At 71.7% G+C, this 22,693-nt stretch carries 20 protein-coding genes; 9 read left to right on the forward strand and 11 right to left on the reverse strand.

Annotated features, from left to right (window positions below):
* Positions 1-19 precede the first annotated feature (19 nt).
* The 4 genes from ACH4RG_RS12230 to ybaK all read left to right on the forward strand — a co-directional run bounded on the left by ACH4RG_RS12230 (position 20) and on the right by ybaK (position 4,171).
* Positions 20-1,621, forward strand: a complete 1,602-nt coding sequence (locus tag ACH4RG_RS12230) for an oxidoreductase (RefSeq protein ID WP_397916364.1) — start codon at positions 20-22, stop codon at positions 1,619-1,621.
* Between the two features lie 220 nt (positions 1,622-1,841).
* The gene (locus ACH4RG_RS12235) at positions 1,842-2,882 is read left to right on the forward strand and encodes a hypothetical protein (protein ID WP_397916365.1); all 1,041 of its coding nucleotides are present in this window, start codon (positions 1,842-1,844) and stop codon (positions 2,880-2,882) included.
* A gap of 5 nt (positions 2,883-2,887) precedes the next feature.
* Complete coding sequence (locus ACH4RG_RS12240) at positions 2,888-3,652, forward strand: LON peptidase substrate-binding domain-containing protein (protein WP_397916366.1); 765 nt, start codon at positions 2,888-2,890, stop codon at positions 3,650-3,652.
* 15 nt (positions 3,653-3,667) lie between these two features.
* On the forward strand, positions 3,668-4,171 hold the full coding sequence (ybaK, locus tag ACH4RG_RS12245) for a Cys-tRNA(Pro) deacylase (RefSeq protein ID WP_397929991.1): 504 nt from the start codon (positions 3,668-3,670) through the stop codon (positions 4,169-4,171).
* A gap of 110 nt (positions 4,172-4,281) precedes the next feature.
* Here ybaK and ACH4RG_RS12250 read toward each other — a convergent pair whose 3' ends face one another.
* From ACH4RG_RS12250 to ACH4RG_RS12265, 4 genes are all read right to left on the reverse strand, one after another.
* Positions 4,282-5,013 carry an ABC transporter permease gene (locus tag ACH4RG_RS12250; protein ID WP_398539468.1) on the reverse strand — a complete coding sequence of 244 codons (732 nt, stop codon included), beginning with the start codon at positions 5,011-5,013 and terminating at the stop codon, positions 4,282-4,284.
* A 35-nt stretch (positions 5,014-5,048) separates the two neighbouring features.
* On the reverse strand, positions 5,049-5,891 hold the full coding sequence (locus ACH4RG_RS12255; RefSeq protein WP_398160963.1) for an ABC transporter permease: 843 nt from the start codon (positions 5,889-5,891) through the stop codon (positions 5,049-5,051).
* A gap of 115 nt (positions 5,892-6,006) precedes the next feature.
* Positions 6,007-6,990 (reverse strand): ABC transporter ATP-binding protein, encoded by a 984-nt coding sequence (locus tag ACH4RG_RS12260; RefSeq protein WP_397917207.1) that lies wholly within the window; start codon positions 6,988-6,990, stop codon positions 6,007-6,009.
* A 128-nt stretch (positions 6,991-7,118) separates the two neighbouring features.
* Entirely contained in the window at positions 7,119-8,384 is a 1,266-nt protein-coding gene (locus ACH4RG_RS12265) for an NYN domain-containing protein (protein WP_397916370.1), read from the reverse strand.
* Positions 8,385-8,803: 419 nt separating this feature from the next.
* On the opposite strand from ACH4RG_RS12265, the gene ACH4RG_RS12270 reads away from it, so the two are divergent.
* Positions 8,804-8,983: a hypothetical protein gene (locus ACH4RG_RS12270; protein ID WP_397916371.1), complete on the forward strand. Its 180-nt coding sequence runs from the start codon at positions 8,804-8,806 to the stop codon at positions 8,981-8,983.
* A gap of 104 nt (positions 8,984-9,087) precedes the next feature.
* On the opposite strand, the gene dnaE is transcribed toward ACH4RG_RS12270, so the two are convergent.
* Positions 9,088-12,624: a DNA polymerase III subunit alpha gene (dnaE, locus tag ACH4RG_RS12275; RefSeq protein ID WP_069757080.1), complete on the reverse strand. Its 3,537-nt coding sequence runs from the start codon at positions 12,622-12,624 to the stop codon at positions 9,088-9,090.
* 214 nt (positions 12,625-12,838) lie between these two features.
* On the opposite strand from dnaE, the gene ACH4RG_RS12280 reads away from it, so the two are divergent.
* The 3 genes from ACH4RG_RS12280 to ACH4RG_RS12290 all read left to right on the forward strand — a co-directional run bounded on the left by ACH4RG_RS12280 (position 12,839) and on the right by ACH4RG_RS12290 (position 15,859).
* Entirely contained in the window at positions 12,839-14,164 is a 1,326-nt protein-coding gene (locus ACH4RG_RS12280; protein ID WP_398539469.1) for a DUF2252 domain-containing protein, read from the forward strand.
* Between the two features lie 84 nt (positions 14,165-14,248).
* The gene (locus ACH4RG_RS12285; RefSeq protein ID WP_397916373.1) at positions 14,249-14,977 is read left to right on the forward strand and encodes a hypothetical protein; all 729 of its coding nucleotides are present in this window, start codon (positions 14,249-14,251) and stop codon (positions 14,975-14,977) included.
* 66 nt (positions 14,978-15,043) lie between these two features.
* On the forward strand, positions 15,044-15,859 hold the full coding sequence (locus tag ACH4RG_RS12290; protein WP_398539470.1) for a DsbA family protein: 816 nt from the start codon (positions 15,044-15,046) through the stop codon (positions 15,857-15,859).
* 72 nt (positions 15,860-15,931) lie between these two features.
* On the opposite strand, the gene ACH4RG_RS12295 is transcribed toward ACH4RG_RS12290, so the two are convergent.
* Positions 15,932-16,510 carry a dienelactone hydrolase family protein gene (locus tag ACH4RG_RS12295; RefSeq protein WP_397916375.1) on the reverse strand — a complete coding sequence of 193 codons (579 nt, stop codon included), beginning with the start codon at positions 16,508-16,510 and terminating at the stop codon, positions 15,932-15,934.
* A 49-nt stretch (positions 16,511-16,559) separates the two neighbouring features.
* Between ACH4RG_RS12295 and ACH4RG_RS12300 the strand changes: the two genes are divergently transcribed.
* Complete coding sequence (locus tag ACH4RG_RS12300) at positions 16,560-17,708, forward strand: mechanosensitive ion channel family protein (protein WP_397917208.1); 1,149 nt, start codon at positions 16,560-16,562, stop codon at positions 17,706-17,708.
* A gap of 20 nt (positions 17,709-17,728) precedes the next feature.
* Here the strand turns inward: ACH4RG_RS12300 and ACH4RG_RS12305 are convergent, their stop codons facing one another.
* From ACH4RG_RS12305 to ACH4RG_RS12325, 5 genes are all read right to left on the reverse strand, one after another.
* Complete coding sequence (locus tag ACH4RG_RS12305) at positions 17,729-19,315, reverse strand: Na+/H+ antiporter (RefSeq protein WP_397930522.1); 1,587 nt, start codon at positions 19,313-19,315, stop codon at positions 17,729-17,731.
* Between the two features lie 109 nt (positions 19,316-19,424).
* Positions 19,425-19,910, reverse strand: a complete 486-nt coding sequence (locus ACH4RG_RS12310; RefSeq protein WP_398539471.1) for a GNAT family N-acetyltransferase — start codon at positions 19,908-19,910, stop codon at positions 19,425-19,427.
* Positions 19,907-20,848 (reverse strand): RluA family pseudouridine synthase, encoded by a 942-nt coding sequence (locus ACH4RG_RS12315; RefSeq protein ID WP_397916378.1) that lies wholly within the window; start codon positions 20,846-20,848, stop codon positions 19,907-19,909. The genes ACH4RG_RS12310 and ACH4RG_RS12315 overlap by 4 nt, the downstream gene beginning before the upstream one ends.
* Before the next feature lie 43 nt (positions 20,849-20,891).
* Complete coding sequence (gene lspA / locus ACH4RG_RS12320; RefSeq protein ID WP_397916379.1) at positions 20,892-21,482, reverse strand: signal peptidase II; 591 nt, start codon at positions 21,480-21,482, stop codon at positions 20,892-20,894.
* A gap of 58 nt (positions 21,483-21,540) precedes the next feature.
* Positions 21,541-22,323, reverse strand: coding sequence for a TraR/DksA C4-type zinc finger protein (locus ACH4RG_RS12325; RefSeq protein ID WP_397930513.1), 783 nt, complete (start codon positions 22,321-22,323; stop codon positions 21,541-21,543).
* Between the last annotated feature and the right edge of the window lie 370 nt (positions 22,324-22,693).

Here is a 22,693-nt window from a genome sequence, read left to right on the forward strand (position 1 = left end):
GTGCACGGAGGGAGCGGCCGTGACCGAGCCGCACGAAGGCGATATCCCGGACGGCCTCAGCGCAGCGGAGCTGGGCATGTGGCAGTCCTTCCGCAACGGGACCACCTACGACTTACGCAGCTACGACCCGGCCCACAACGACCCGTTCGCCCCGCAGGTCTGGGGGCCCGAGCGGAGCGTCGGCGCGCGCACGGTGGCGCGGCTGCTGCTGAGCGGCCCGGCGGCCCGGCCCGGCCGGGTGGCGGCGCTGAAGCTCCGGGGGGTGCGGATCACCGGAAAGCTGGACCTGGCGGGCGGCCGGGTGGCTCCGTACGTGGAGCTGACCGGCTGCCGCTTCGAGCAGGAGGTGTCGCTCCCCGAGTGCCACTTCACGACCCTGCGGCTGGTGGGGTGCGCGCTGCCCCGGCTGGAGGCCGCGCGGCTGCGCACGGAGGGAGATCTGCATCTGCCGCGCTGCCGGGTCGACCGGGGCATCCGTCTGACCGACGCCCAGATCGGCACGGATCTGCTGATCAACCAGCTCAGCGTGGGCCCGGACCGGCACGGCCGGGCCGTCGTCGGGGACGGCATGGCGGTCGCCCAGGACCTCCAGGCCGAGATGATCGAGACGCTCGGCGAGCTGAGTCTGCGCGGGGCGAAGGTGGGTGGTTCGCTGAGCCTGCGCGGCAGCCGGCTGCGCGCCGCGGAGGACCGTCGCGCGCTGAACGCCCCGCAGCTGACGGTGGAGCGCACGCTCTACATGACCGAGGCGTGGGTGAGCGTCGACACGGGGAACCAGGGCACCACTCCCCCGTACGGCGTGGTCTACGCCCCGACGCCGGCGCGCGGCACCCGCTCGCAGATCTTCGAGTGCCGGGGCGGGGTGCGGCTGGACGACGGGCGGTTCGGAGACGCGGTGGACCTGCACAAGGCCCGGTTCACCATGACCCGGCAGGAGGAGCTGTCGTTGCGCCGGATCGTGACGCCGGAGCTCCGGTTCAACGCGGAGCGCCCGGAGGAGGGCCGGGTCGTGCTGAACGGCGCGAAGGTGGTGACCCTGATCGATCTGTCGACGAGCTGGCCGGGCCCGGGCGGTCTGGCGATGGGCGGTTTCGTCTACGAGAACCTCGTCCCCTACGGCCACTTCCCGCTCTCCCGGCGGCTGGAGTGGGTGCAGGCGGCGACGCCGGAGTACGTCCCCGAGCCGTACGAGCGGCTGGCCACGGTGATGCGCAGTTGCGGCGAGGACGCGGACGCGCGCGAGGTGTTGCTGGCCAAGCAGCGCCGCCGCCGCGAGACGCTGCCGCCCGCCGCGAAGGCGTGGGGCTACCTCCAGGACTGGACGGTGGCGTACGGCTACCGGCCGGGGCGGGCCGCGGTGTGGATGGCGGTGCTGTGGGCGGCGGGCACGGCGGCGTTCGCGCAGCACGCTCCGCCCTCCATCAAGGGCGAGGAGCATCCGCAGTGGAACCCCGCCCTGTACGCGCTGGATCTGCTGATCCCGGTGATCAACCTCGGGCAGGACGGCTACTGGCGGATGGAGGACGCCTGGCAGTGGGCCGCGGCCGGTCTGGTGCTGGTGGGGTGGGTTCTGGCCACCACCGTCGCGGCGGGGGCGTCCCGGATGCTGCGCAGGGGCTGACCCCGGAAGGCTCTTCACGCGGTCGTGGGCGGTCGGGGCCAGGGACCGGGCCGCCCGCGCCCCGTGACCGAAGGGCGGGGCGAGCGTCACGGGAGGGGTGCGATCAAGCCAGCGGCGGACATTTCCTTTGCCCTTTCTTGACCCGGCCCGCTACAACCCATCCACTCGGCACAGAAGCTTCACAGCACGCCCCTGGCGCGGCCCTCACCAGCGCTTTTCAATGGTCTGCACCATGGCCTTCCTTCGCGCTCTGCTCAGTACCGCGCGCATGATCCGGCACAGCCCTCCGCTGTCCGCCGGACTGTCCGCGGATGAAGCGGTGCTGCTCGACGCCCCGGACGAGCGGCTCTCTCCCGCGCTGGTCGCCGCTGCCCTGGGCGACCACCAACCCGCCGCCGAGCTCCTCGCCACCACCCGTGACGCCGCCGACTGGGAGAACCGGGACCGCTACCTCGGCAGGCTCGTCGCCTTCGCCCGCGGCCGGGACGGCTGGCTCGTCGACTGGCTGACCGCCGCCCCGCGCGACCCGGACGCGCTGCTGGTCAAGGCGGAGCTGTCGGTCCGCCGGGCCTGGGAGTCGCCCGCCCGCGCGGAACGGCTCCGCGAGGTCGGCCCGCTGATCACCGCCGCCGCCGACGCGGACCCGCGCGACCCCGTGCCGTGGCGGCTCGCCCTGGACCACGCGCGCGGCACCCACGCCACGCACACCGCCTTCGAAGCGCTGTGGGAGCAGGCCGTACGGCGCTCCGCGCACCACTACGGCTGCCACGTGGCGGCCCTGCGCTACCTCTCCGCCGCCTGGTACGGCTCGCACCGCGAATGCTTCGACTTCGCCGAGCGGGCCGCCGAGGACGCGCTGCCCGACTCCCTGGTGCAGGCCCTCCCCGCCCGGGCGGCCTTCGCGCTGCTCCTGGACACCCAGGCGACGGGCCGCACCACCTCCGTACTGGAGGAGCGGATCGACGCGGCGGCCGACCTGGCGATCAGGCTCTCCGCCGCCTACCGGCCCGGCGATCCGTGGCCGGCCGAGGTCCGCAACCTCCTCGCGTACGTCCTGCTCGCCCGGGGGCGTTGGGCGGAGGCGCTGCACCAGTTCGACCTGATCGGCCCCCACGCGACGTCGTTCCCGTGGTCGTCGGTGTCCGAGGACGCGCTAGGCCGGTTCCTGGACGCGCGGGACGGCGCACGGCTCCAGGCGGCCTCCCTGACCCCGTTGCGCGACCGGGCCGACCACGGCCGCCCCCGGGGCCATTACGCTTGAGCGTTGTGACCACCGCCCGCCTTCCCCTTTTCCCGCTCAACGCGGTGCTGTTCCCCGGCCTGGTGCTGCCGCTCAACGTCTTCGAAGAGCGATATCGCGCCATGATGCGGGAACTGCTGAAGAGCGACGAGGACGAGCCTCGCCGCTTCGTCGTGGTCGCGATCCGCGACGGCCGCGAGACCGCACCGACGGCCACCGGCATGCCGGACACCGTCGCGGCCGCCCCTCCCCCCGAGCGCGCCCCGGCGGAGGGCTTCGGCCCCGACCCGATCCAGACCTTCCACCGGGTGGGCTGCGTCGCCGACGCGGCGACGATCCGCGAGCGCGCCGACGGCAGTTTCGAGATCCTGGCCACCGGCACCACCCGGGTCCGGCTGCTCTCCGTCGAGGCGAGCGGCCCGTATCTGACCGCCGAGGTCGAGGAGCTGGCCGAGGAAACGCCGGGCGAGGACGAGGGGGACGAGGCGGGAGCGCTCGCCGAGGGTGTCCTGCGGGCCTTCCGCGCCTACCAGAAGCGACTGGCCGGGGCGAGCGAGCGGTCCCTGGCGACCGGCGCCGACCTCCCCGACGACCCGTCCGTGATCTCCTATCTGGTCGCGGCGGCGACGGTCCTGGACGTCCCCACCAAGCAGCGTCTGCTCCAGGCCCCGGACACCGCGACCCGGCTGCGCGAGGAGCTGACGCTGCTGCGCAAGGAGACCGCGGTCATCCGGTACCTGCCCTCGCTGCCCGCGACCGACCTGACCAGGGCCCCCACCCACCCCAACTGACGAGGACAGGCCCCGGTGGCGAAGAAACCCAAGAAGCGGCAGTCGGGCGGCACCCCGGCCACGGTCGCCCTGACCGCGGCGGGCACCTCCTTCACGGTCCACGCCTACGACCACGACCCGGCCTCCCCCTCCTACGGGGAGGAGGCCGCCGAGGCGCTGGGCGTCTCCCCCGACCGGGTCTTCAAGACCCTGGTGGCGGACGTGGACGGTGCTCTGACGGTCGCGGTGGTCCCGGTGGGCGGCTCCCTGGACCTCAAGGCCCTGGCCTCCGCGGTCGGCGGCAAACGCGCCGCGATGGCGGACCCGGCCGCCGCGGAGCGCACCACGGGCTACGTACGCGGCGGCATCTCCCCCCTGGGCCAGCGCAAGCGCCTGCGCACGGTGCTGGACGCGTCGGCGCGCGCCCACCCCACGATCTGCGTGTCGGCGGGCCGCCGCGGCCTGGAGGTCGAACTGGCGGCGACGGATCTGGCGGAGCTGACGGGGGCGGTGTTCGCGGAGATCGCGCGGGGTACCTGAGCACGGGCTCCGCCCCCGTGCCGGCCCCTCCGGCGATTGAGGAGCGGGCTCCGGGGCGGAGCCCCGGTTTCGGGAAGGGGCGGGGTGGGAACAGCCCGCCGCAGGCGGCTCTAGGCCGCCCCACCGCCACCGGCGGGCGACGACGGGGGCCCGGATCCCGGCCCCGCCAGGGGCCCCTGCACGGGCCCGTCGTAGTACGACCCGTACCCCAGCCACTCCGGCCCCGCATCCCGCGGCCCGAACGCCGCCGTGAGCAGCAGATGGATCCCCATCGCCGCGAACGGCCATGCCAGCACCGCCACCCCCACCGAGTGCAGCTCCAGCGGCGCGTCGAACGTCACGCCCCGGCCGGCCTCCCGGGCCCGCGCCACCACGTCGGACGACGGTCCCAGCCAGATGCCGACCCGCCACGCCACCAGCGAGGCGAGCAGCGCGCCCAGCGCCAGCCCCACGACCACGAGGACGCCCCCGCGACGCAACCGCCAGAAGACGGCGGCGGCCGAGAGCGCGCCGAAGCCGAGAGCCAGCAGGACGAACGTTCCGTCAGCCCCGATCGCCTCCTCGCCCTCGCTGTTCTTGAGGAAGACGGCCGTGTCGTCGGAGATCAGCGGCACCCGCGGCGCGAGCCACAGCCACAGCAGCCCGAGCGCGATGCCCGCAAGCGTGACCAGAACGAGGACGACGGCGGCCTGACGGAGCTCCGTGGCCGTATCCGGGTGGTCCGGACCGCCCACCGAGGGTGCTGGGTGGGAGCCCGAGGGCGGGGCCTGCCACGGGTCATGGGGGCCGGGCTGGTGAGGCGGCGTCAGAGGTGCGGTCACCGTGCCATCGTGCCAGGCCACCCGGTGAGGCGCCTCACCGGATGCCGCACCCGGGCCTACCGGACGGCGGCCCGCCGGTACGCCCACGTCGCCACGGCCAGCGAGAGAACCCCCACCGCCGCACAGATCGCCAGGAAGAAGGCGATGAGCCCCCAGTCCGGGCGGGCGTCGAAGGACCGGGCCAGCGCCTCGACCCCGTAAGTCGAGGGCAGCAGGTCACGGGCCCACCCCACCGGCTCCGGCAGCCGGTCGGCGGGCAGCACCCCGAGCAGCAGGGCGGCGGACATCCCCAGCTGGCCCAGCAGGGTCGCCAGCTCCGGCCGCGGGGCGAGCAGCCCGAGGGCGGCGCCGAGACCGGCCAGGGCAGCGCCGGAGAGCGGGACGACGGCCGCCAGGACCCAGAGATGGGTCATCGGCAGCTGGAACAGCACGCTGCCGGTGATCGCCGTGAAGACCGTGCCGGGCACGGTGAACGAGGCATAGGCGCCGGCCGCGCCGAGCACCACCGCGGCGGGCGGCACCGGCAGGGTGGCGTAGTGGTCGAGCCCGCCGCCCGCCCGCAGCTGCCCGAAGTACTGGGCGAGCAGGTTGAGCGCGACGAACGCGACGACCAGGACGCTGGATCCCGCGACCACCGCGCGGGCCTCCGCACCGCCGTCGACGACGCCCCGCATCAGGACCATGATCCCGACGGACTGGAAGGTCGCCACGAAGAGCAGCGGGATCCGGGCGACGCGCGCCCGGGAGAGCTGGGCGCGGTAGACGGCGGCCAGCGACGGCAGCAGCCGGGCGCGCGGCGCGAGGGGCGCGGCGACGGTACGGGCGGGGCCCGTACCGGTGGCGCCGGGCGAGGGCCGGACGCCGGACGGTGCGGTCCTGGCCGGAATGATGCTTGTCACCTGCGGCTGCCCCCCTGAGAAACGTCCCACACGTCCCACACGTACAACACGTCCAGACTGCCGCATACAGGCATCGCGCTCACCCCGTTCACACTGCCCACGCCTCTCACCCCGTTCACGCCTTGACCAGCCCCTTGGTCGCATTGGCCGCGTCTCCCCCGAGCGCGAGATAGACATCTTCCAGGCTGGGCGTGGCCAGGGTGAAATCGTCGAGCGCGGCGAAGGCCGCGCCGCCCGTCACCGCGGCGACCGCTGCCCGTGCCTCGTCCGGCCCGAGCCGCAGCACCCAGCGCCGCCCGGACTCCTGGGCGGACGGCCGCAGGGCCGCCACCTCGGGGACGTCCAGCGGGGCCCGTTCACGCCACACCAGCTCGACGCGCACCTCCCCGGCGACCTGCTCCTTGAGCCCGGCGGGGGTGTCGCAGGCGATGACCCGGCCGCGTTCGAGGACGGCGACCCGGTCGAGGACGGTCTCGGCCTCGATCACGTTGTGGGTGACCAGCAGGACGGTGGCCCCGCGCTCCGCACGACGGCGGTCGACGGCGGCCCAGACGGCGCGGCGGGCGACCGGGTCCATTCCGGTGGTCGGTTCGTCGAGGACGAGGACGGGCCGGTCGCCGACCAGGGTGGCGGCGAAGCAGGCGAGCCGCCGCTGACCGCCGGAGAGTTTCTTCAGGGGCCGTCCGGCGATCGCGGTGAGGCCCAGCTCCTCCAGGACCGCGTCGCGCTCGGCGCGCGCCTCCCGAACGGCGAGACCGCGCAGCCGTCCGGTGGTCTCGGCGGCGAGCGAGACGGTCAGTTCGTCGAGGGCGGTGGACTCCTGCCCGAGGTAGCCGATCAGCCGGGAGGCCCGCTCGGGGTGGCGCACGAGGTCGTGGCCCAGCACCTCGACGCTGCCGGAGTCGGGCCGCATCAGCCCGGTGAGCTGGCGGACCAGGGTGGACTTGCCGGCGCCGTTGGGGCCGAGCAGTCCGAAGATCTCGCCGCGCTCGACGTCCAGACTGATGCTGTCGGTGGCGCGGATCTCGGGCGTCGCGGGGGTTCCCCGGCGGCCTCGGACGGCGGAATAGGTCTTGACCAGATCGCGCACCGCGCACACGGTGCCGGTGTCCCTCTGCGCCTGTGCAGTGCCCGTACTCACGAGGTATGAGGGTACGGGGTCACAGACCCCGGTCCACGTCCGGGGCCACCCCGCGTCGCCGGGCGGCACGGGACGGTGCGGGACGGCTACTCCCCCGCCGGTACGTGCTCGGCGGCGGCCCGCACGTCGATCTCCCGCCAGAAGCCGGCCCGGATCGCGTAGCGGTCGTGCTCGTCGATCTGGTCGTCCTTGTGGGCGAGGAGCCCGAAGCGGGCCGCGTAACGCAGCAGTTCGCCGTCGATCCGGTGCGGGATGCGCGGGTACATGGTGGAGAGTTTCTGCAGGTGGACGGTTTCCGGCAGGCGCTCCATCCAGCGGCGGGCGAAGACCTGGCCCACCTCGAAGGGGTCGCCGCCGACGGTGGTGATGTCCTCCTCCCGGTCCGCCCAGCGCTGTTCGGCGCTGGTGACCTGGGCGAGGGTCGGCAGGGAGGCGGTCTCCGCCGGCTCGCCGAGTGGCCCGCCGCGCTCCACCCAGCCCTTGTCGGAGGACCAGCGCAGCGTGGCGTTCGCGGGCTGGGGCGGGTGCTGGCGGTCCGGGTGGGTGGCGTGGGCGCGCAGCGCGGCCAGGTCCTTGGGGGTGGGGACGGTCTTGTGTCCGGGGGCGGACGAGGTGTCGGACGACGAAGCGGCGGCGTTCTCGGCGGGGGCGGCGGCGCCGCTCCGGGCCGCGGCGGCCTGGGCCTCGGAGGCGCGTTCGGCGGAGGCGGCGAGGGCCGCCTCCGGCAGCGGTGCGGAGAGGATCGCGGCGATCTCGGGGCGCGGGACGGGCGGCGGGGCGCAGCTGCCGCCGAGGTCCTTGGCGCGTACGGCCTTGGTGATCCAGACCCGGTCCAGGACCCGCCGTTCGTCGGCCTCGGCGACGAGGTCCTCGGACTGGTTGTAGTCGCCGTCGGCTGCCTGCACGGCCCAGAGGTGGACGGCGACGCCGTGTTCCTTGGCGGACATCAGGCCGGGCAGCAGATCGCCGTCACCGGTCACCAGGACAATGTCGGAGCAGGCCCGGTTCCTGGCCAGTTCGGTCAGCTCGGCGTGCATCGCGGCGTCGACGCCCTTCTGCGCCCAGCGTCCGTCGCTGCGGGTCAGGGCGCCGAGCCGGACGGTCACACGGGGCATCACGCGGAGCCGGCGGTGCTCGGGCTGGGGCACCCGGTCGGGGGCGCCGTCGAACCAGTAGATGCGCAGCAGGGGCTGTTGGGTGTCGGCCTCGGCGCGCTCGCGCAGCCCCTGGATGAGGGCCGCGTGGTCGACGGTGATGCGGGAACGGGCGGGCTCTCCGGCCAGCAGACTCGCGGCTGCGCCCAGCAAGTAGCCGGCGTCCACCAGGACGACGCAACGGTCCACGCGTTCCACCCTCTTCCGAATTCGGGAACGGTTCAGCGGCCCGCTCCTCGATGACCGGGTCCGCTTACCCAGGGTTTCCTTCGAGTCTGCCCGACCGCGCAAGGGTTCACGGCCGGAACTGGATCATCGGCGTGGCGGATCCGGAAAGGAAGAGGGGAGGGAAGGTGAGAAGGGAAGAAGGACGCGTCGCGCGAGGCCGCGGAGACGCGGAAAGCGCGAGGCCGCGGAGACGCGGAAAGCGCGAGGCCGCGGAGACGCGGAAAGCGCGAGGCCGCGGAGACGCGGAAGGACCGGGCGAAGGCGGCGGAACCGGACCCCACCGCGGAAACCACTACGCACGGTAATGATCCAACATGCGTCGTTTGCGGCGTCATGTGAATCTGACAACGGTCCTGGCCCCCCAGGATTCCCCACAGGAGGCATTCACCATGGCCAAGAACAAGAACCGCAAGCAGGGCAGCCAGCAGGACCGCGCGTCCGCGTCGGAGCGCAGCGCGGAGCAGGCCAAGTCGACGGCGTACGAGTCGCAGAACCAGCCGCAGGCGCAGGCCCAGGGCAGCCCGTCCGACGTGGCGCGCAAGCACCAGCGGCGCTTCGGCCACAACTGACCCGTCGGCCGCTCGCGGTAGAGACTGGTACCGAGGACAGCGAGAGGGGCGTCCCGCACGTGCGGGACGCCCCTCCTGCCGTTCGTGTCGCCGGTGGCGCCCGCTCAGCCGGCCAGGCAGGCCGGGCCGAGCAGCACCTTCAGGTCGCCGAAGAGCGCCGAGTCGGCCTTGACCCGGTGCCGGTCGAGCCGGAGCACCGTGGTCTTGCGGGGGCCCTGGAGCTTGATGCGCACCTCGGTGTCGCCCCGGTGGTGGCTGAGCACCTCGCCGAGCCGGGTGACCATGGGCGGGGTGATCTTCACGGTGGGGATGGTGAGGACGACGGGCGCGTTGGTCCCGGCGTTGGAGATGTCGGGGACCTGCATCTCCATGGCGACCAGCCGGGGCACGTCCTCGCGCTTGTCGAGGCGTCCCTTGACGAAGACGACGGTGTCCTCGACGAGCTGGGTGGAGACCAGCTGGTAGGTGGCGGGGAAGAACATGCACTCGATGGAGCCCGCCAGGTCCTCCACGGTGGCGATGGCCCAGGCGTTGCCCTGTTTGGTCATCTTGCGCTGGAGGCCGGAGATGATGCCGCCGACGGTGACGATAGCGCCGTCTCCGTAGTCCCCGCCCATGAGCTGGGAGATCGAGGAGTCGGCCTTGTCGGACAGCACGTGCTCCAGGCCGAACAGCGGGTGGTCGGAGACGTACAGGCCGAGCATCTCCCGCTCCTGGGCGAGCAGGTAGGCCTTCTCCCACTCGATGTCGGAGAACTCCACGTCGAGCCCGAACCCCGGCTCGCCGCTCTCCTCCTCCCCGCCCCCGAAGAGGTCGAACTGTCCCTCGGCCTCCTTGCGCTTGACCTGCACCACGTTGTCGATCATCGGCTCGTGGTGGGCGACGAGGCCCTTGCGGGTGTGACCCATCTCGTCGAACGCGCCGGCCTTGATGAGCGATTCCACGGTGCGCTTGTTGCAGACGACCGCCTCGACCTTGTCGAGGAAGTCGGGGAAACTGCTGTACTTCCCCTTCGCCTTGCGGGACCGGATGATCGAGTCGACGACGTTCTGTCCGACGTTGCGGATGGCGGTCAGGCCGAAGAGGATCACGTCGTCGCCCTGGGCGGCGAAGTTGGACAGCGACTCGTTGACGTTGGGCGGGAGCACCTTGATGCCCATGCGGCGGCACTCGTTGAGGTAGACCGCGGACTTGTCCTTGTCGTCCTTGACCGAGGTCAGCAGGGCGGCCATGTACTCGGCGGGGTAGTTCGCCTTGAGGTAGCCGGTCCAGTAGGTGACCAGTCCGTACGCTGAGGAGTGCGCCTTGTTGAAGGCGTACCCGGCGAACGGGACCAGCACGTCCCACAGCGCCTTGATCGCGGCGTCGGAGAAGCCGTTCTTCTTGGCGCCCGCCTCGAAGAGGACGAAGTTCTTCGCCAGTTCCTCGGGCTTCTTCTTGCCCATCACGCGGCGCAGGATGTCGGCCTCGCCCAGTGAGTACCCGGCGACGATCTGGGCGGCCTTCTGGACCTGCTCCTGGTAGACGATCAGGCCGTACGTGAGGCCGAGGACCTCCTTGAGGGGCTCCTCCAGCTCCGGGTGGATCGGGGTGATCTCCTGGCGGCCGTTCTTGCGCTCCGCGTAGTTCGTGTGCGAGTTCATGCCCATCGGGCCCGGCCGGTAGAGGGCCGAGACGGCGGAGATGTCCTCGAAGTTGTCGGGCTGCATCTGGCGCAGCAGGGAGCGCATCGGCCCGCCGTCGAACTGGAAGACGCCGAGCGTGTCGCCGCGGCAGAGCAGTTCGTACGTCTTGGGGTCGTCCAGCGGGAGGGAGAGCATCTCCAGGTCGACGCCCTTGTTGGACTTCACCATCTTGATGGCGTCGTCCATGATCGTCAGGTTGCGCAGGCCGAGGAAGTCCATCTTCAGCAGGCCGAGCGACTCGCACTGCGGGTAGTCCCACTGCGTGATGGTGACGCCGTCGGTGTGTCGCGTCCAGAGCGGCGCGTGGTCGACGATCGGCTCGCTGGACATGATGACGCCGGCGGCGTGCACGCCCATCTGCCGGACCAGGCCCTCGACGCCCTTGGCGGTGTCGATGACCTTCTTGACGTCCGGTTCGCTCTCGTACATCCCCCGGATCTCGCCCGCCTCGCTGTAGCGCGGGTGCTTGGGGTCGGTGATGCCGTTGAGGTCGATGCCCTTGCCGAGGACGTCGGCGGGCATGGCCTTGGTGAGCCGGTCGCCCATCGCGTACGGGTAGCCGAGGACGCGGGCGGAGTCCTTGATGGCGTTCTTGGCCTTGATCTTGCCGTAGGTGCCGATCATGGCGACCTTGTCGGCGCCGTACTTCTCGGTGACGTACCGGATCACCTCGACGCGCCGGCGCTCGTCGAAGTCGATGTCGACGTCGGGCATGGAGACGCGCTCGGGGTTGAGGAACCGCTCGAAGATCAGCCCGTGCTCGATCGGGTCGAGGTCGGTGATGCCCATCGCGTACGAGACGATCGATCCGGCGGCGGAACCACGGCCGGGGCCCACCGCGATGCCGTTGTTCTTGGCCCACATGATGAAGTCGGCGACGACCAGGAAGTACCCCGGGAACCCCATCTGGATGATGATGTCCATCTCGTACTCGACCTGCTTCTGCCGGTCGTCGGGGACGCCGTTCGGGAAGCGGCGGGCCATGCCGACCCGGACCTCCTCCTGGAACCAGGTGATCTCCGTGAAGCCGTCCGGGATCTCGAACTTCGGCATGAGGTTCTTCGCCTCGAACATGCCGGTGGTGTCGATCTGCTGGGCGACCAGAAGCGTGTTGGCGCAGCCCTGCTGCCAGGCGTCGGAGGAGTCGACGGCGTACATCTCGTCCGTCGTCTTGAGGTAGTAGCCCGTGCCGTCGAAGCGGAAGCGGTCGGGGTCCGAGAGGTTCTTGCCGGTCTGGATGCAGAGCAGGGCGTCGTGGGCGGTGGCCTCGTGGGCGTACGTGTAGTGGGAGTCGTTCGTCACGAGCGGCGGGATGTCGAGCTTCTTGCCGATCTCCAGCAGCCCGTCGCGGACCCGGCGCTCGATCTCGATGCCGTGGTCCATCAGCTCCAGGAAGTACTTGTCCGCCCCGAAGATGTCCTTGTAGTCGGAGGCCGCCTGGACCGCCTCGTCGAACTGGCCGAGCCGCAGCCGGGTCTGCACCTCGCCCGAGGGGCAGCCGGTGGAGGCGATGAGGCCCTCCGACCACTGGGAGATGGTCTCCTTGTCCATCCGGGGCCACTTCTGGAGCCAGCCCTCGGCGTACGCGTCGGAGGAGAGCCGGAAGAGGTTGTGCAGTCCGGTCTTGTTGGACGCCCAGATCGTCTTGTGGGTGTAACCACCGGATCCGGACACATCGTCGCGCTTCTGGTGCGGCTGTCCCCACTGCACCTTGCGCTTGTGTTTGCGCGACTCCGGGGCGACGTACGCCTCGATGCCGATGATCGGCGTGACGCCCGCCTTCGTCGCCGAGTGGAAGAAGTCGTAGGCCCCGTGGAGGTTGCCGTGGTCGGTCATCGCGATGTGCGACATGCCCATCTCGTTGCAGGCCTCGAACATGTCCTTGAGCCGCGCCGCACCGTCCAGCAGCGAGTACTGGGTGTGCACGTGCAGGTGCGTGAAGGGCGGCTTGGTCACGGCGTCGGGCCTCCGGGAAGTCGGGCGATGACGGACGGGGGGACAGCGTGGAAGTCTACGACGTGACGGAGTCGAACGACGGGCACTCCCGGCTTCCGCCGAGCGTTGGAGAGGGCGGGACACCTGTCCGTTTTGTCATGCACTCAGTCAGGACCCGATCGGGCGGACCCGCGGTCCGGCCGGACACGCCAGCGACAGCAGGAGGCAGCAAGAAATGTCGGAAACGCAGACCGGCGCAGCGCGGCGCGGGGAGCAGATTCTCGCCGTTTTCGACACCGCCTTCGGGGAGCTGCTGGCCGCCGATCCGGCCGCTTTCCGGGTCAAGTTCCGCAAGATGGCGGGCTCGGCCTTCGCCTTCTACCGGGGCACGGCCTGCCTGTTCTACGGCGACCTGGAGCGGGAGCGGCACGGCGGCCCGTTCCTGGACGAGCGCACCGGCCGGGTGTGGATCCACGGCGATCTCCACGCGGAGAACTTCGGCACCTACATGGACGCCAACGGCCGCCTCGTCTTCAACGTCAACGACTTCGACGAGGCGTACGTGGGCCCCTTCACCTGGGACCTGAAGCGCTTCGCCGCCTCCGTGGCGCTGATCGGTTACGCGAAGGCGCTGGCCGACGAGCAGATCAGCGAGCTGGTGACGATCTTCGCCATCGCCTACCGCGAGCGGATCCACGCGCTGGCGACGGGCGCGAAGAACGACGAGGTGCCGCCGTTCACACTGGACACCGCGGACGGCCCGCTGCTGGGCGCGCTCCGCGCCGCCCGGTCGCGCACGCGTTTCTCGCTGCTGGACTCGATGACGGTGATCCGGGACTTCGAGCGCCGGTTCGCGGACGGCGGCGGGTCGATCGACCTGGACGCAGCGACGCGCTACAAGGTGCTGGCCGCGTTCGACGGCTATCTGGAGACGCTCCCCGAGTCGAGCCTGACGCGTCCCGACTCCTACCGGGTCAAGGACGTGGTGGGCCGCCGGGGCATCGGCATAGGGTCCGCCGGGCTGCCTTCGTACAACATCCTCCTGGAGGGCAACAGCGACGCCCTGGAGAACGACGTGGTGATCTACCTCAAGCAGGCGCAGACCCCGGCGGTCTCCCGGCACATCACGGACGCCGCCGTGCGGGAGTACTTCCAGCACGAGGGGCACCGCACGGTGATCTCGCAGCGCGCGCTCCAGGCACACGCGGACCCGTGGCTGGGCTGGACCGAGCTGGACGGCTCGGGCCAGCTGGTCGCCGAGGTCTCGCCGTACGCGGTCGACCTGGACTGGTCCGACATCGACGAGGCGGACGAGATCGCGGCGGTCGTCGCGGATCTGGGCCGGGCGACGGCCACGATGCACGCGGCCGCGGACGACGAGAGCGGGCACTCGCTGGTGCCGTTCTCCACCGAGCGGGCGATCGACGCGGCCATCGCCGGCGAGGAGGAGAGCTTCGCGCCGATGCTGGTCGACTTCGCCCACAGCTACGGGGCGAGAGCCCGCGCGGACCACCAGATCTTCGTGGACCTCTTCCGCAACGGCCGGATCCCGGGCCTGTAGGGCGCCGGAGCCCCGGGAAACCACCCGGGGCTCTCAGCCTCCTTTAAGGTCCGCTTATCTCGGCGCATGACACACTTTCCGGCGATGGACATCTCAGGGACGCAGCTCAGGGTCGCGCGTGCGGCGGTCTTCACCGCGCTCGTCGTCACCCTGTCCACGGCGTCCCATGTGCTGCTCTCCGGGGTCCCGCTGCCGCTGGCCGCGGTGGGGCTGCTCGCCGCCGCGGTCTTCACGGTGGCGTACGCGCTGGCCGGCCGGGAGCGCGGCTTCGGGGCGATCGCGGGCCTGCTGGTCCCGCTGGAGCTGGCCGCCGACACACTCTTCACCACGGGCCAGCACCTCTGTTACGGGGCCGCGGGCGGCCCGGTCGCGGGCACGCTGCGCGCGGTGGGCTTCGACGTCCTGTGCGGCGGTGGCGAGGTCGGCGCGGGCGGGGCCCGGATCGCGGGCGTCGGCGCGGTGGGCACCCCGCTGGCCGGTGTGGCCGGTGCGGGCGACCGTGCGGCGGCGCTGCTGGCACAGCCGGGACCGGCCGTGCCCTGGCTGCTGCTCGTCGCCCATGTGGCGGTCGGCCTGCTCGCCGCGGCCTGGCTGCGGCGTGGCGAGGCGGCTCTGGCCGGGCTGGTGCGCGCGGCGGCCCTCCTGGCCTTCCGGCCGCTGCTGGTCGCGGTCGCGGTGGTGCGCGCGGGCGCCCGGGCCGCGACCCGCCGCTCCCGGCCCGCCGGGCGTCCGCACCCGCCGCTGACCGCCCGCTTCCTCGTGCACTGTGTGGGACGCAGAGGCCCGCCGCCGGCGACGTACGCCGCTGCCTGAGGGCACGGCCACGCGACGACGGCAGCACCCGCCCACTCCTCACATACGTACTCACGGAGAACGATCATGAGCAAGCGCAACACCCAGGCGAACAAGGCAGCGGCCCGCGAGCGGCTGCGCGCCGAACGCGAGGCCCAGGCCAAGAAGGACAGGACCCGCAAGCAGCTCGTCGTGGCGGTCTCGGTCGTCGCCGCCCTCGCCGTGGTCGGCGGCATCAGCTACGGCGTGACGCAGCTGAACAAGCCGGACGCCTGGGAGGCGGCCGCCGACGCGAAGAACGTCACCGCGCCGAAGAACACCTCGGGCGAGGACGGCACCACCGTGGTGATCGGCGAGGCGGGCGCGAAGAAGACCCTGGAGCTGTACGAGGACTCGCGCTGCCCGGTCTGCGCCACGTTCGAGCAGGGCGTCGGCGAGACCGTCTCGAAGGACGTCGAGGCCGGCAAGTACAAGGTCAAGTTCGTCGGCGCGACCTTCATCGACAACACCGACAACGGCGAGGGCTCCAAGAACGCCCTGAGCGCGCTCGGCGCGGCGCTGGACGTGAGCCCCGAGGCGTTCATGGAGTACAAGGCCGCGCTGTACTCGGCGAAGTTCCACCCCGAGGAGAGCGACGACAAGTTCGCCAAGGACAGCTATCTCGTCGAGGTCGCGGACTCGGTCGACGCGCTGAAGGGGAACAAGGACTTCCAGAAGGACGTCGAGGACGGCACGTACGACGCCTGGGCCATGAAGATGTCCAAGTCGTTCGACAAGAGCGGTGTGCAGGGCACGCCGACGGTGAAGATGGACGGCAAGAAGATCACGGCCGAGGGCAGCGAGAACGCCCCGATGACGGCCGACGAGTTCACGAAGGCCATCGACAAGGCACTCAAGGCGTAACGGCCTTCGCCTTCCGCGACACCCGGCGCACCGGGCGGGCCGACCGCCCGGACGCGCCGGGTGTCGCGCGTTCTACAGGGTGGCGAGGAAGCCGAGCGCGACCTTCCAGGTCTGCTCGGCGGCCGCCTGGTCGTAGTCGTGCAGATCGGGATCGGTGAACAGGTGCCCGGCCCCGGGGTAACGGTAGACCTCGACGTCCGCGCCGGTGCGCTGCATCTGGAGGTACCAGCTGTTCAGCCAGTCGTGGGACTCGAAGGGGTCCGGGTCCGCGACGTGCAGCTGCACGGGGAGCTCGTCCACCGAGGCGTTCTCGGCGAGGTCCGAGGTGCCGTGGAACAGCAGCAGCCCGCGGGCCTTCGCGTCGCCGAGCGCCAGGGTCTGCGCGGTCGCCGCCCCGAGGGAGAAGCCGGCGTAGACGAGCCCCTGGTCGGAGTAGGGGGCGGCGGCCAGCACGGCGCGCTTCAGCAGCTCCTCCTTGCCGATCTCGTCCTTGTAGGCCATGCCCTCTTCCACCGTGTCAAAGGTGTGCCCCTCGAACAGATCGGGCACGCGCACCTCGTGGCCGGCGTCCCTGAGGCGCGCCGCCGCGGCGTGCACGGCGGGCCTGAGCCCGTACGTCGAGTGGAAAAGCATGATGTTCATGGGGCCCATGGTGCCATTTGTGCCCTGGGGCCCGCCCTACAGCTTGGAGGACGAGGGAATGGAGAGCGTGCTGCGCCCGCTGATCGTCATCGGCGGTTCCGTGGTGATCACCCTGCTGGTCGGCTGGCTGGTCGACCGGCTGCTGCGGCGGGCCGACAGCCGTCACCACGAGACCCCGCTGTGGGGGCTGCTGCGGCGCTGCCGGCCTCCGCTCCAGGTGGTGATCATCACGGCGCTGCTGCGCGGCAGCTACCGCCAGATGGGGATCTCCTGGGTGTGGGAGCACCGGGCCGGGATCGGCCAGGTGCTGACCCTGGTGCTGATCGGCGCGTCCGCCTGGCTGGTGGTGCGGGTCGCGGCGACGGTCGTGGAGGCCAGCTACGCCCGGTACGCGACGGCCGGCCGCGACCCGGCCCGGGTCCGCCGGGTCCGTACGCAGGTCACGCTGATCCAGCGGGTGGTCATCGCGGTGGTGACGGTGGTCGCCATCGCGGCGATGCTGCTGACGTTCCCGCCGATGCGGGCGGTCGGCACGTCGATGCTCGCCTCGGCCGGTCTGCTCGGCATCGTCGCGGGTGTCGCCGCCCAGTCGACGCTCGGCAATCTCTTCGCCGGATTCCAGATCGCGTTCGGTGACATGGTGCGGCTCGGCGACACCGTGGTGGTGGACGGCGAGTGGGGCACGATCGACGAGATCACCCTGACGTTCCTCGCGGTACGGACCTGGGACGAGCGGCGGATCACGATGCCGGTCTCGTACTTCACGAGCCAGCCGTTCGAGAACTGGTCGCGCGGCGGGGTGCAGATGACGGGCACGGTCTTCTTCCACCTCGACCACTCCGCTCCGGTCGCCGCGATGCGGGAGAAGCTGCGGGACCTCCTGGGGGACATCGCCGCCTGGGACGGCCGGGACTGGTCGCTGGCCGTCACCGACACGACGCCGTCCACGATCCAGGTGCGGGCGGTGGTCACGGCGAAGGACGCGGACGACATCTGGACGGTGCGCTGCGCGGTGCGTGAGCAGCTGATCGGCTGGCTGCGCGACCACCACCCGTACGCGCTGCCGCGGATCGCCACCTCGCCCGCCGTAGTGCCGCCGGGCGACCAGTGGGCGGAGCTGACGGGTGCGGGGGGCCGGGTGGGCCGCGACAAGGCGGCGCCCACCGACGGGGACGACTCCAGGGCCCCGCGCACGGGCCGCGGCTGAGGCTGCCCCGCGACGGCTCCTCAGCGCAGCGAGCGGAAGTCCAGATACCGCAGCACCCGGTCCACGACCTCCGGGTCGGAGCCGGGCTCGCTGCGCGCGGAGAGCACCTCGTGGCGGGCGGCCGACATCATCTCGCGCTGGACACGGCTGATCGCCTTGAAGCGTTCCGCGCGCTGGGCGTAGGCCTCGCGCCGTTCCTCGTCGACCATGTCCGGGCTGATCCGGGCTCCGATGTCGTACGCGGCGCGCTGGAGCCGCTCGATGACCTCCTCGGGGAAATCCTCGACCTCCTGGATCTCCTTGAGGCGGTACTTGGCGGCCTTGGCGGCCCGGACGGCGAGGTCCCGCTCCAGTGCCTCCTCGGCGTCGGTGTCGGCCCGGACTCGCAGCCTCCGCACCAGCCAGGGCAGGGTGAGCCCCTGGAAGACCAGGGTGGCCATGATCACGGCGAACGCGATGAAGATGATCTCGTCACGGCCGGGGAAGGGCTGTCCGTCGTCGGTCTCCAGCGGGATCGCCAGCGCCAGGGCGACCGAGGCCACCCCGCGCATCCCGGCCCACCACATCACGACGGTCTCCCGCCAACTGGTGGGGATCTCCTCGCTGACGTCACGACGGGTGTGGAGCCGCTTGGCCAGCCAGGTCGCCGGGAGCAGGTACAGCAGCCGTACGCCGACGACGACCGCGACGATCGCGAGCCCCCGGCCGACCATCTCCGGGGCGTGCCCGTCGGCGGTGCCGAACACGCTGTGCAGCTCCAGACCGATCAGCCCGAAGGCCACGCCGGTCACCAGGGTGTCGACGATGTCCCAGAACGTACGTCCGGTGAGCCGGCCCAGCACGTCGTCGGCGTCGGCGGTGTGCTCGGCGAGGAACAGCGCGACGGTCAGGACGGCCAGGACACCGGAGCCCATGAGCTCCTCGGCGAGGACGTAGGCGACGAACGGCACCAGCAGGGTCAGCCCGACCTGGAGGGTGGCGTCGCCCAGCACGTTCATCAGCTTGATGGTGAGCCAGCCGAGCGCGAGGCCGACGACGACCGCGACGACGGCGGAGAGGACCAGCAGCCCGAAGGCCTCGGGGAGCGAGAAGGTGCCGCTGACGGCGGCGGCGATGGCCACGTGGTAGAGCACGATGGCGGTCACGTCGTTGAAGAGCCCCTCGCCCTCCAGGATCGACACCAGGCGGCGCGGCAGTCCCACGGAGCCCGCCACGGCCGTCGCCGCGACCGGGTCGGGCGGGGCGACGAGCGCGCCGAGGACGACGGCGGCGGCGATGGGCAGCCCCGGCACGATCGAGTGGGCGACCGCGGCGACGGCGGCGGTGGTGACGAAGACGAGGGCGACGGCCAGCAGGAAGATCGGGCGCCTGTTGGCGGCGAACTGCCGCCAGGAGGTGCGCTGCACGGAGGCGTAGAGCAGCGGCGGAAGCAGCGCGGGGAGAATGATCTCCGGTGGGATGTCGACGTTCGGCACGAACGGCATGAAGGCCATCGCGACGCCGATGAGGGTCATCAGCACCGGCGCGGGCAGCCCCAGCCGGTCGCCGAGCGGCACCGTGACCACGGCTCCGAGCAGCAGCAGGAGCAGCAGGGACATCTGTTCCACGAGGTGCCTTCCGGAGCGTGCGGGTCCGGCACACCACCAGCTGCCGAACAGGGCTCCCACACTGCCACGCGGCGTACGCGATTCGGGCGGTACTCCCCGCTACCGGGACTCAGGCCGGGCGGATCTCCCGCCGCATGGCCCGGTGGGGCATGCCCGCGTCGGGGAACTCGGGGCCGTACGCCACATATCCGAGCCGCTCGTAGAAGCCGAGGGCGTGCGTCTGGGCGTGCAGGTCGACGGCGGCCAGGCCCAGCGCCCGCGACTCGTCCTCGATGGCCCGTACGAGGGCGGCGCCGACCCCGAGGCCACGGGCCTCCCGGCTCACGGCGAGTCGGCCCAGCGAGCCGACGGCGGGGTCGCCGCCGGTCTTCCCGGCCGCGTCGGCGCCGTGCAGCAGCCGGCCCGTGCCGAGCGCGGTGCCGTCCGCCGCGACCGCCAGGACATGTACCGCGGTCGCGTCGTGGGCGTCGTACTCCAGCTCTTCGGGCACGTTCTGCTCGCCGACGGAGACCTCTTTGCGCACCTGGAAGCAGGCGTGGAGGTCACTCTCCTCGACGGCCCTGCGGGTGTAGTACGAGGAGGGGGCGGAGCTCACTGGCTCTCCGCGGAGATGGTGTCGAGGGCGTGCTGGAGGTCGGCCGGGTAGGTGCTGGAGAACTCCACCCAGCCGCCGTCGCTCGGGTGCTCGAAGCCCAGGCGCACGGCGTGCAGCCACTGACGGGTCAGCCCGAGGCGCTTGGCCAGGGTCGGGTCCGCGCCGTAGGTCAGGTCGCCGACGCAGGGGTGGCGGTGGGCGGACATGTGGACCCGGATCTGGTGGGTGCGGCCGGTCTCCAGCTTGATGTCGAGGAGGCTGGCGGCGCGGTAGGCCTCGATCAGGTCGTAGTGGGTCACCGACGGCTTGCCCTCGGCGGTGACCGCCCACTTGTAGTCGTGGTTGGGGTGACGCCCGATGGGGGCGTCGATGGTGCCGCTCATCGGGTCCGGGTGGCCCTGGACGAGCGCGTGGTACTTCTTGTCGACGACCCGGTCGCGGAACTGGGCCTTGAGCAGGGTGTAGGCGCGCTCGGACTTGGCGACGACCATCAGGCCGGAGGTGCCGACGTCGAGGCGGTGGACGATGCCCTGGCGCTCGGCGGCTCCGGACGTCGAGATCCGGTAGCCGGCGGCGGCGAGGCCGCCGATGACGGTGGTGCCGGTCCAGCCGGGGCTGGGGTGGGCGGCGACGCCGACCGGCTTCATGATGACGACGATGTCGTCGTCGTCGTGGACGATCTCCATGCCTTCGACGGGCTCGGCGACGACCTGGACGGGAGGGGCCGTCTGTGGCATCTCCACTTCCAGCCAGGCGCCCCCGTGGACCCGCTCGGACTTCCCGGCCACCGAACCGTCCACCTGGACCTTCCCGGCTGCGGCCAGCTCGGCGGCCTTGGTGCGGGAGAAACCGAACATCCGGGAGATGGCGGCGTCGACGCGCTCGCCTTCCAGGCCGTCCGGTACGGGCAGGGTGCGGATCTCGGGGTGCGTACTCACCTGTCGAGTATGCCTTGCGCCCGCAGGTCCCCGCGCCGGGCGGTCAGTCCTTGTGCACGGTGCCGTCGGGGTCCAGGCCCTTGAAGGAGAGGATCACGATGAGGATGCCGCCGCAGACGATGGCGGAGTCGGCGAGGTTGAAGACGGCGAAGTTCTTGGGGGCGATGAAGTCCACCACCGCGCCCTCGAACGCGCCGGGCGCCCGGAAGAGCCGGTCGGTGAGGTTGCCGAGCGCACCGCCCAGGAGGAGGCCCAGGGCGATGGCCCACGGCAGGCTGTAGAGCTTGCGGGCCAGCCGGATGATCACCACGATCACTCCGGAGGCGATGATGGTGAAGATCACCGTGAACGCCTCGCCGATCCCGAACGCGGCGCCCGCGTTCCGGATCGCCCGGAACTGGAGCCAGTCGCCGATGATGTCGATCGGCGGCTGGTGCTCCAGCTTCGCGACCACGATCATCTTGGTAACCAGATCCAGCAGATAGGCCACGACGGCCACGCTCAGGAGAACGAGGACCTTCCGCTTGCCGCGGCCCGCGTTCACGGCCGCGTCGGCGGCCGTGCTGCCGCCTTCGTCCGTGCCCTCGGCCTCGGGATCGTCCGGCGTACCGATGATGCGCTCCGCCTCTGCCACGTGAGTCCCTCAACCTAGGTGCCTGCCTGAGGATGAGGGTACGACACACCTGTGCGGATCAGCCGCGCCGCTCCTGCTTCTGCTTGTCCTCGACGCACAGGGTGGCCCGGGGGAAGGCCTGCATCCGCGCCTTGCCGATCGGTTTGCCGCAGACCTCGCAGAGCCCGTACGTCCCCGCCTCCAGCCGGGCGAGCGCCCGCTCGGTCTGCTCCAGCGTCTCCTGGGCGTGGGCGGCCAGCGACAGCTCGTGCTCGCGGGTGATGTTCTTGGTGCCGGTGTCGGCCTCGTCGTCGCCCGCGCCGTCGCCGGAGTCGCGCATCAGCCCGGCGAGCGCCGCGCCGGAGGCCTCCAGCTCGCTGCGGAGCCGCAGCGTCTCACTCGTCAGCAGGGTGCGCGCCTCGGTGACCTCCTCCGGCGTCCAGGGGTCCTCCCCGGGCCGGACGGCCAGCTCGTCGGGGGCTGCGGCGCGGGCCGGCGGCACGGGGGCCGTGGCCTGTGCGCCTGCTGCGTGACGACTCGCGCTCTTCTTGGCTACCACCGTGTGGGCTCCCGTCTCCTCGGCGGCCCGGGCCGCCTCCGTAACCTTCTCCGAGGCCTTCTCCGAGGCCTTCTCCGAGGCCTTCTTGGCCGCGCTCTTCCTGGCAGTGCTCTTCTTGGCGGCGGTCTTCCTCGCCGTCGCCTGCTCGGCGGACGCCTTCTTTCCGACGGCCTTCTTCGCCGTCGTCTTCTTGGCGGCCTTCTTCGCCGTCCTCCCCGCGGGCGCGGGCGCCTGCTCGGCCGGCGACTCGTGGCTGCCGTCGTGCTCGGCCGCGGTCTCTTCCGCCGTCTTCTTCGCCACCATGGCCGCGGCCCCTTCACATATTGTGATCTTGCTCGCGAATCGTGCTGGGACGATAAATCGACTCCAGCCCCGCGGCAACGGGGCACGCCGCCTTCTCGCCCCTCCCCGTGCCCGGTCGCGGCGCGCCTGCCTCCGTTGTTCCCGGCTCCCCGTCCGGTAATCCGGCCCTCGGGCCCCGCCGGGAAGTCCTTGTACCCCGTCCCGCCACTCGGGTCACGCCCTCGCGCCATGGATAACCGGTCGGCCGTCGCCCGTACGGGCCCGTACACTGGGCCCAGCGAGAGGCTTGGATGGGACGAGTAGCGTCGTACGCAGCCAGAAGCGACCCGGGGACGGTGGGAGCCCGGGGGCGAGCGCGCCGTGAAGATCA

Source organism: Streptomyces sp. NPDC021019, assembly GCF_044333295.1.
Taxonomy (GTDB): Bacteria; Actinomycetota; Actinomycetes; order Streptomycetales; family Streptomycetaceae; genus Streptomyces.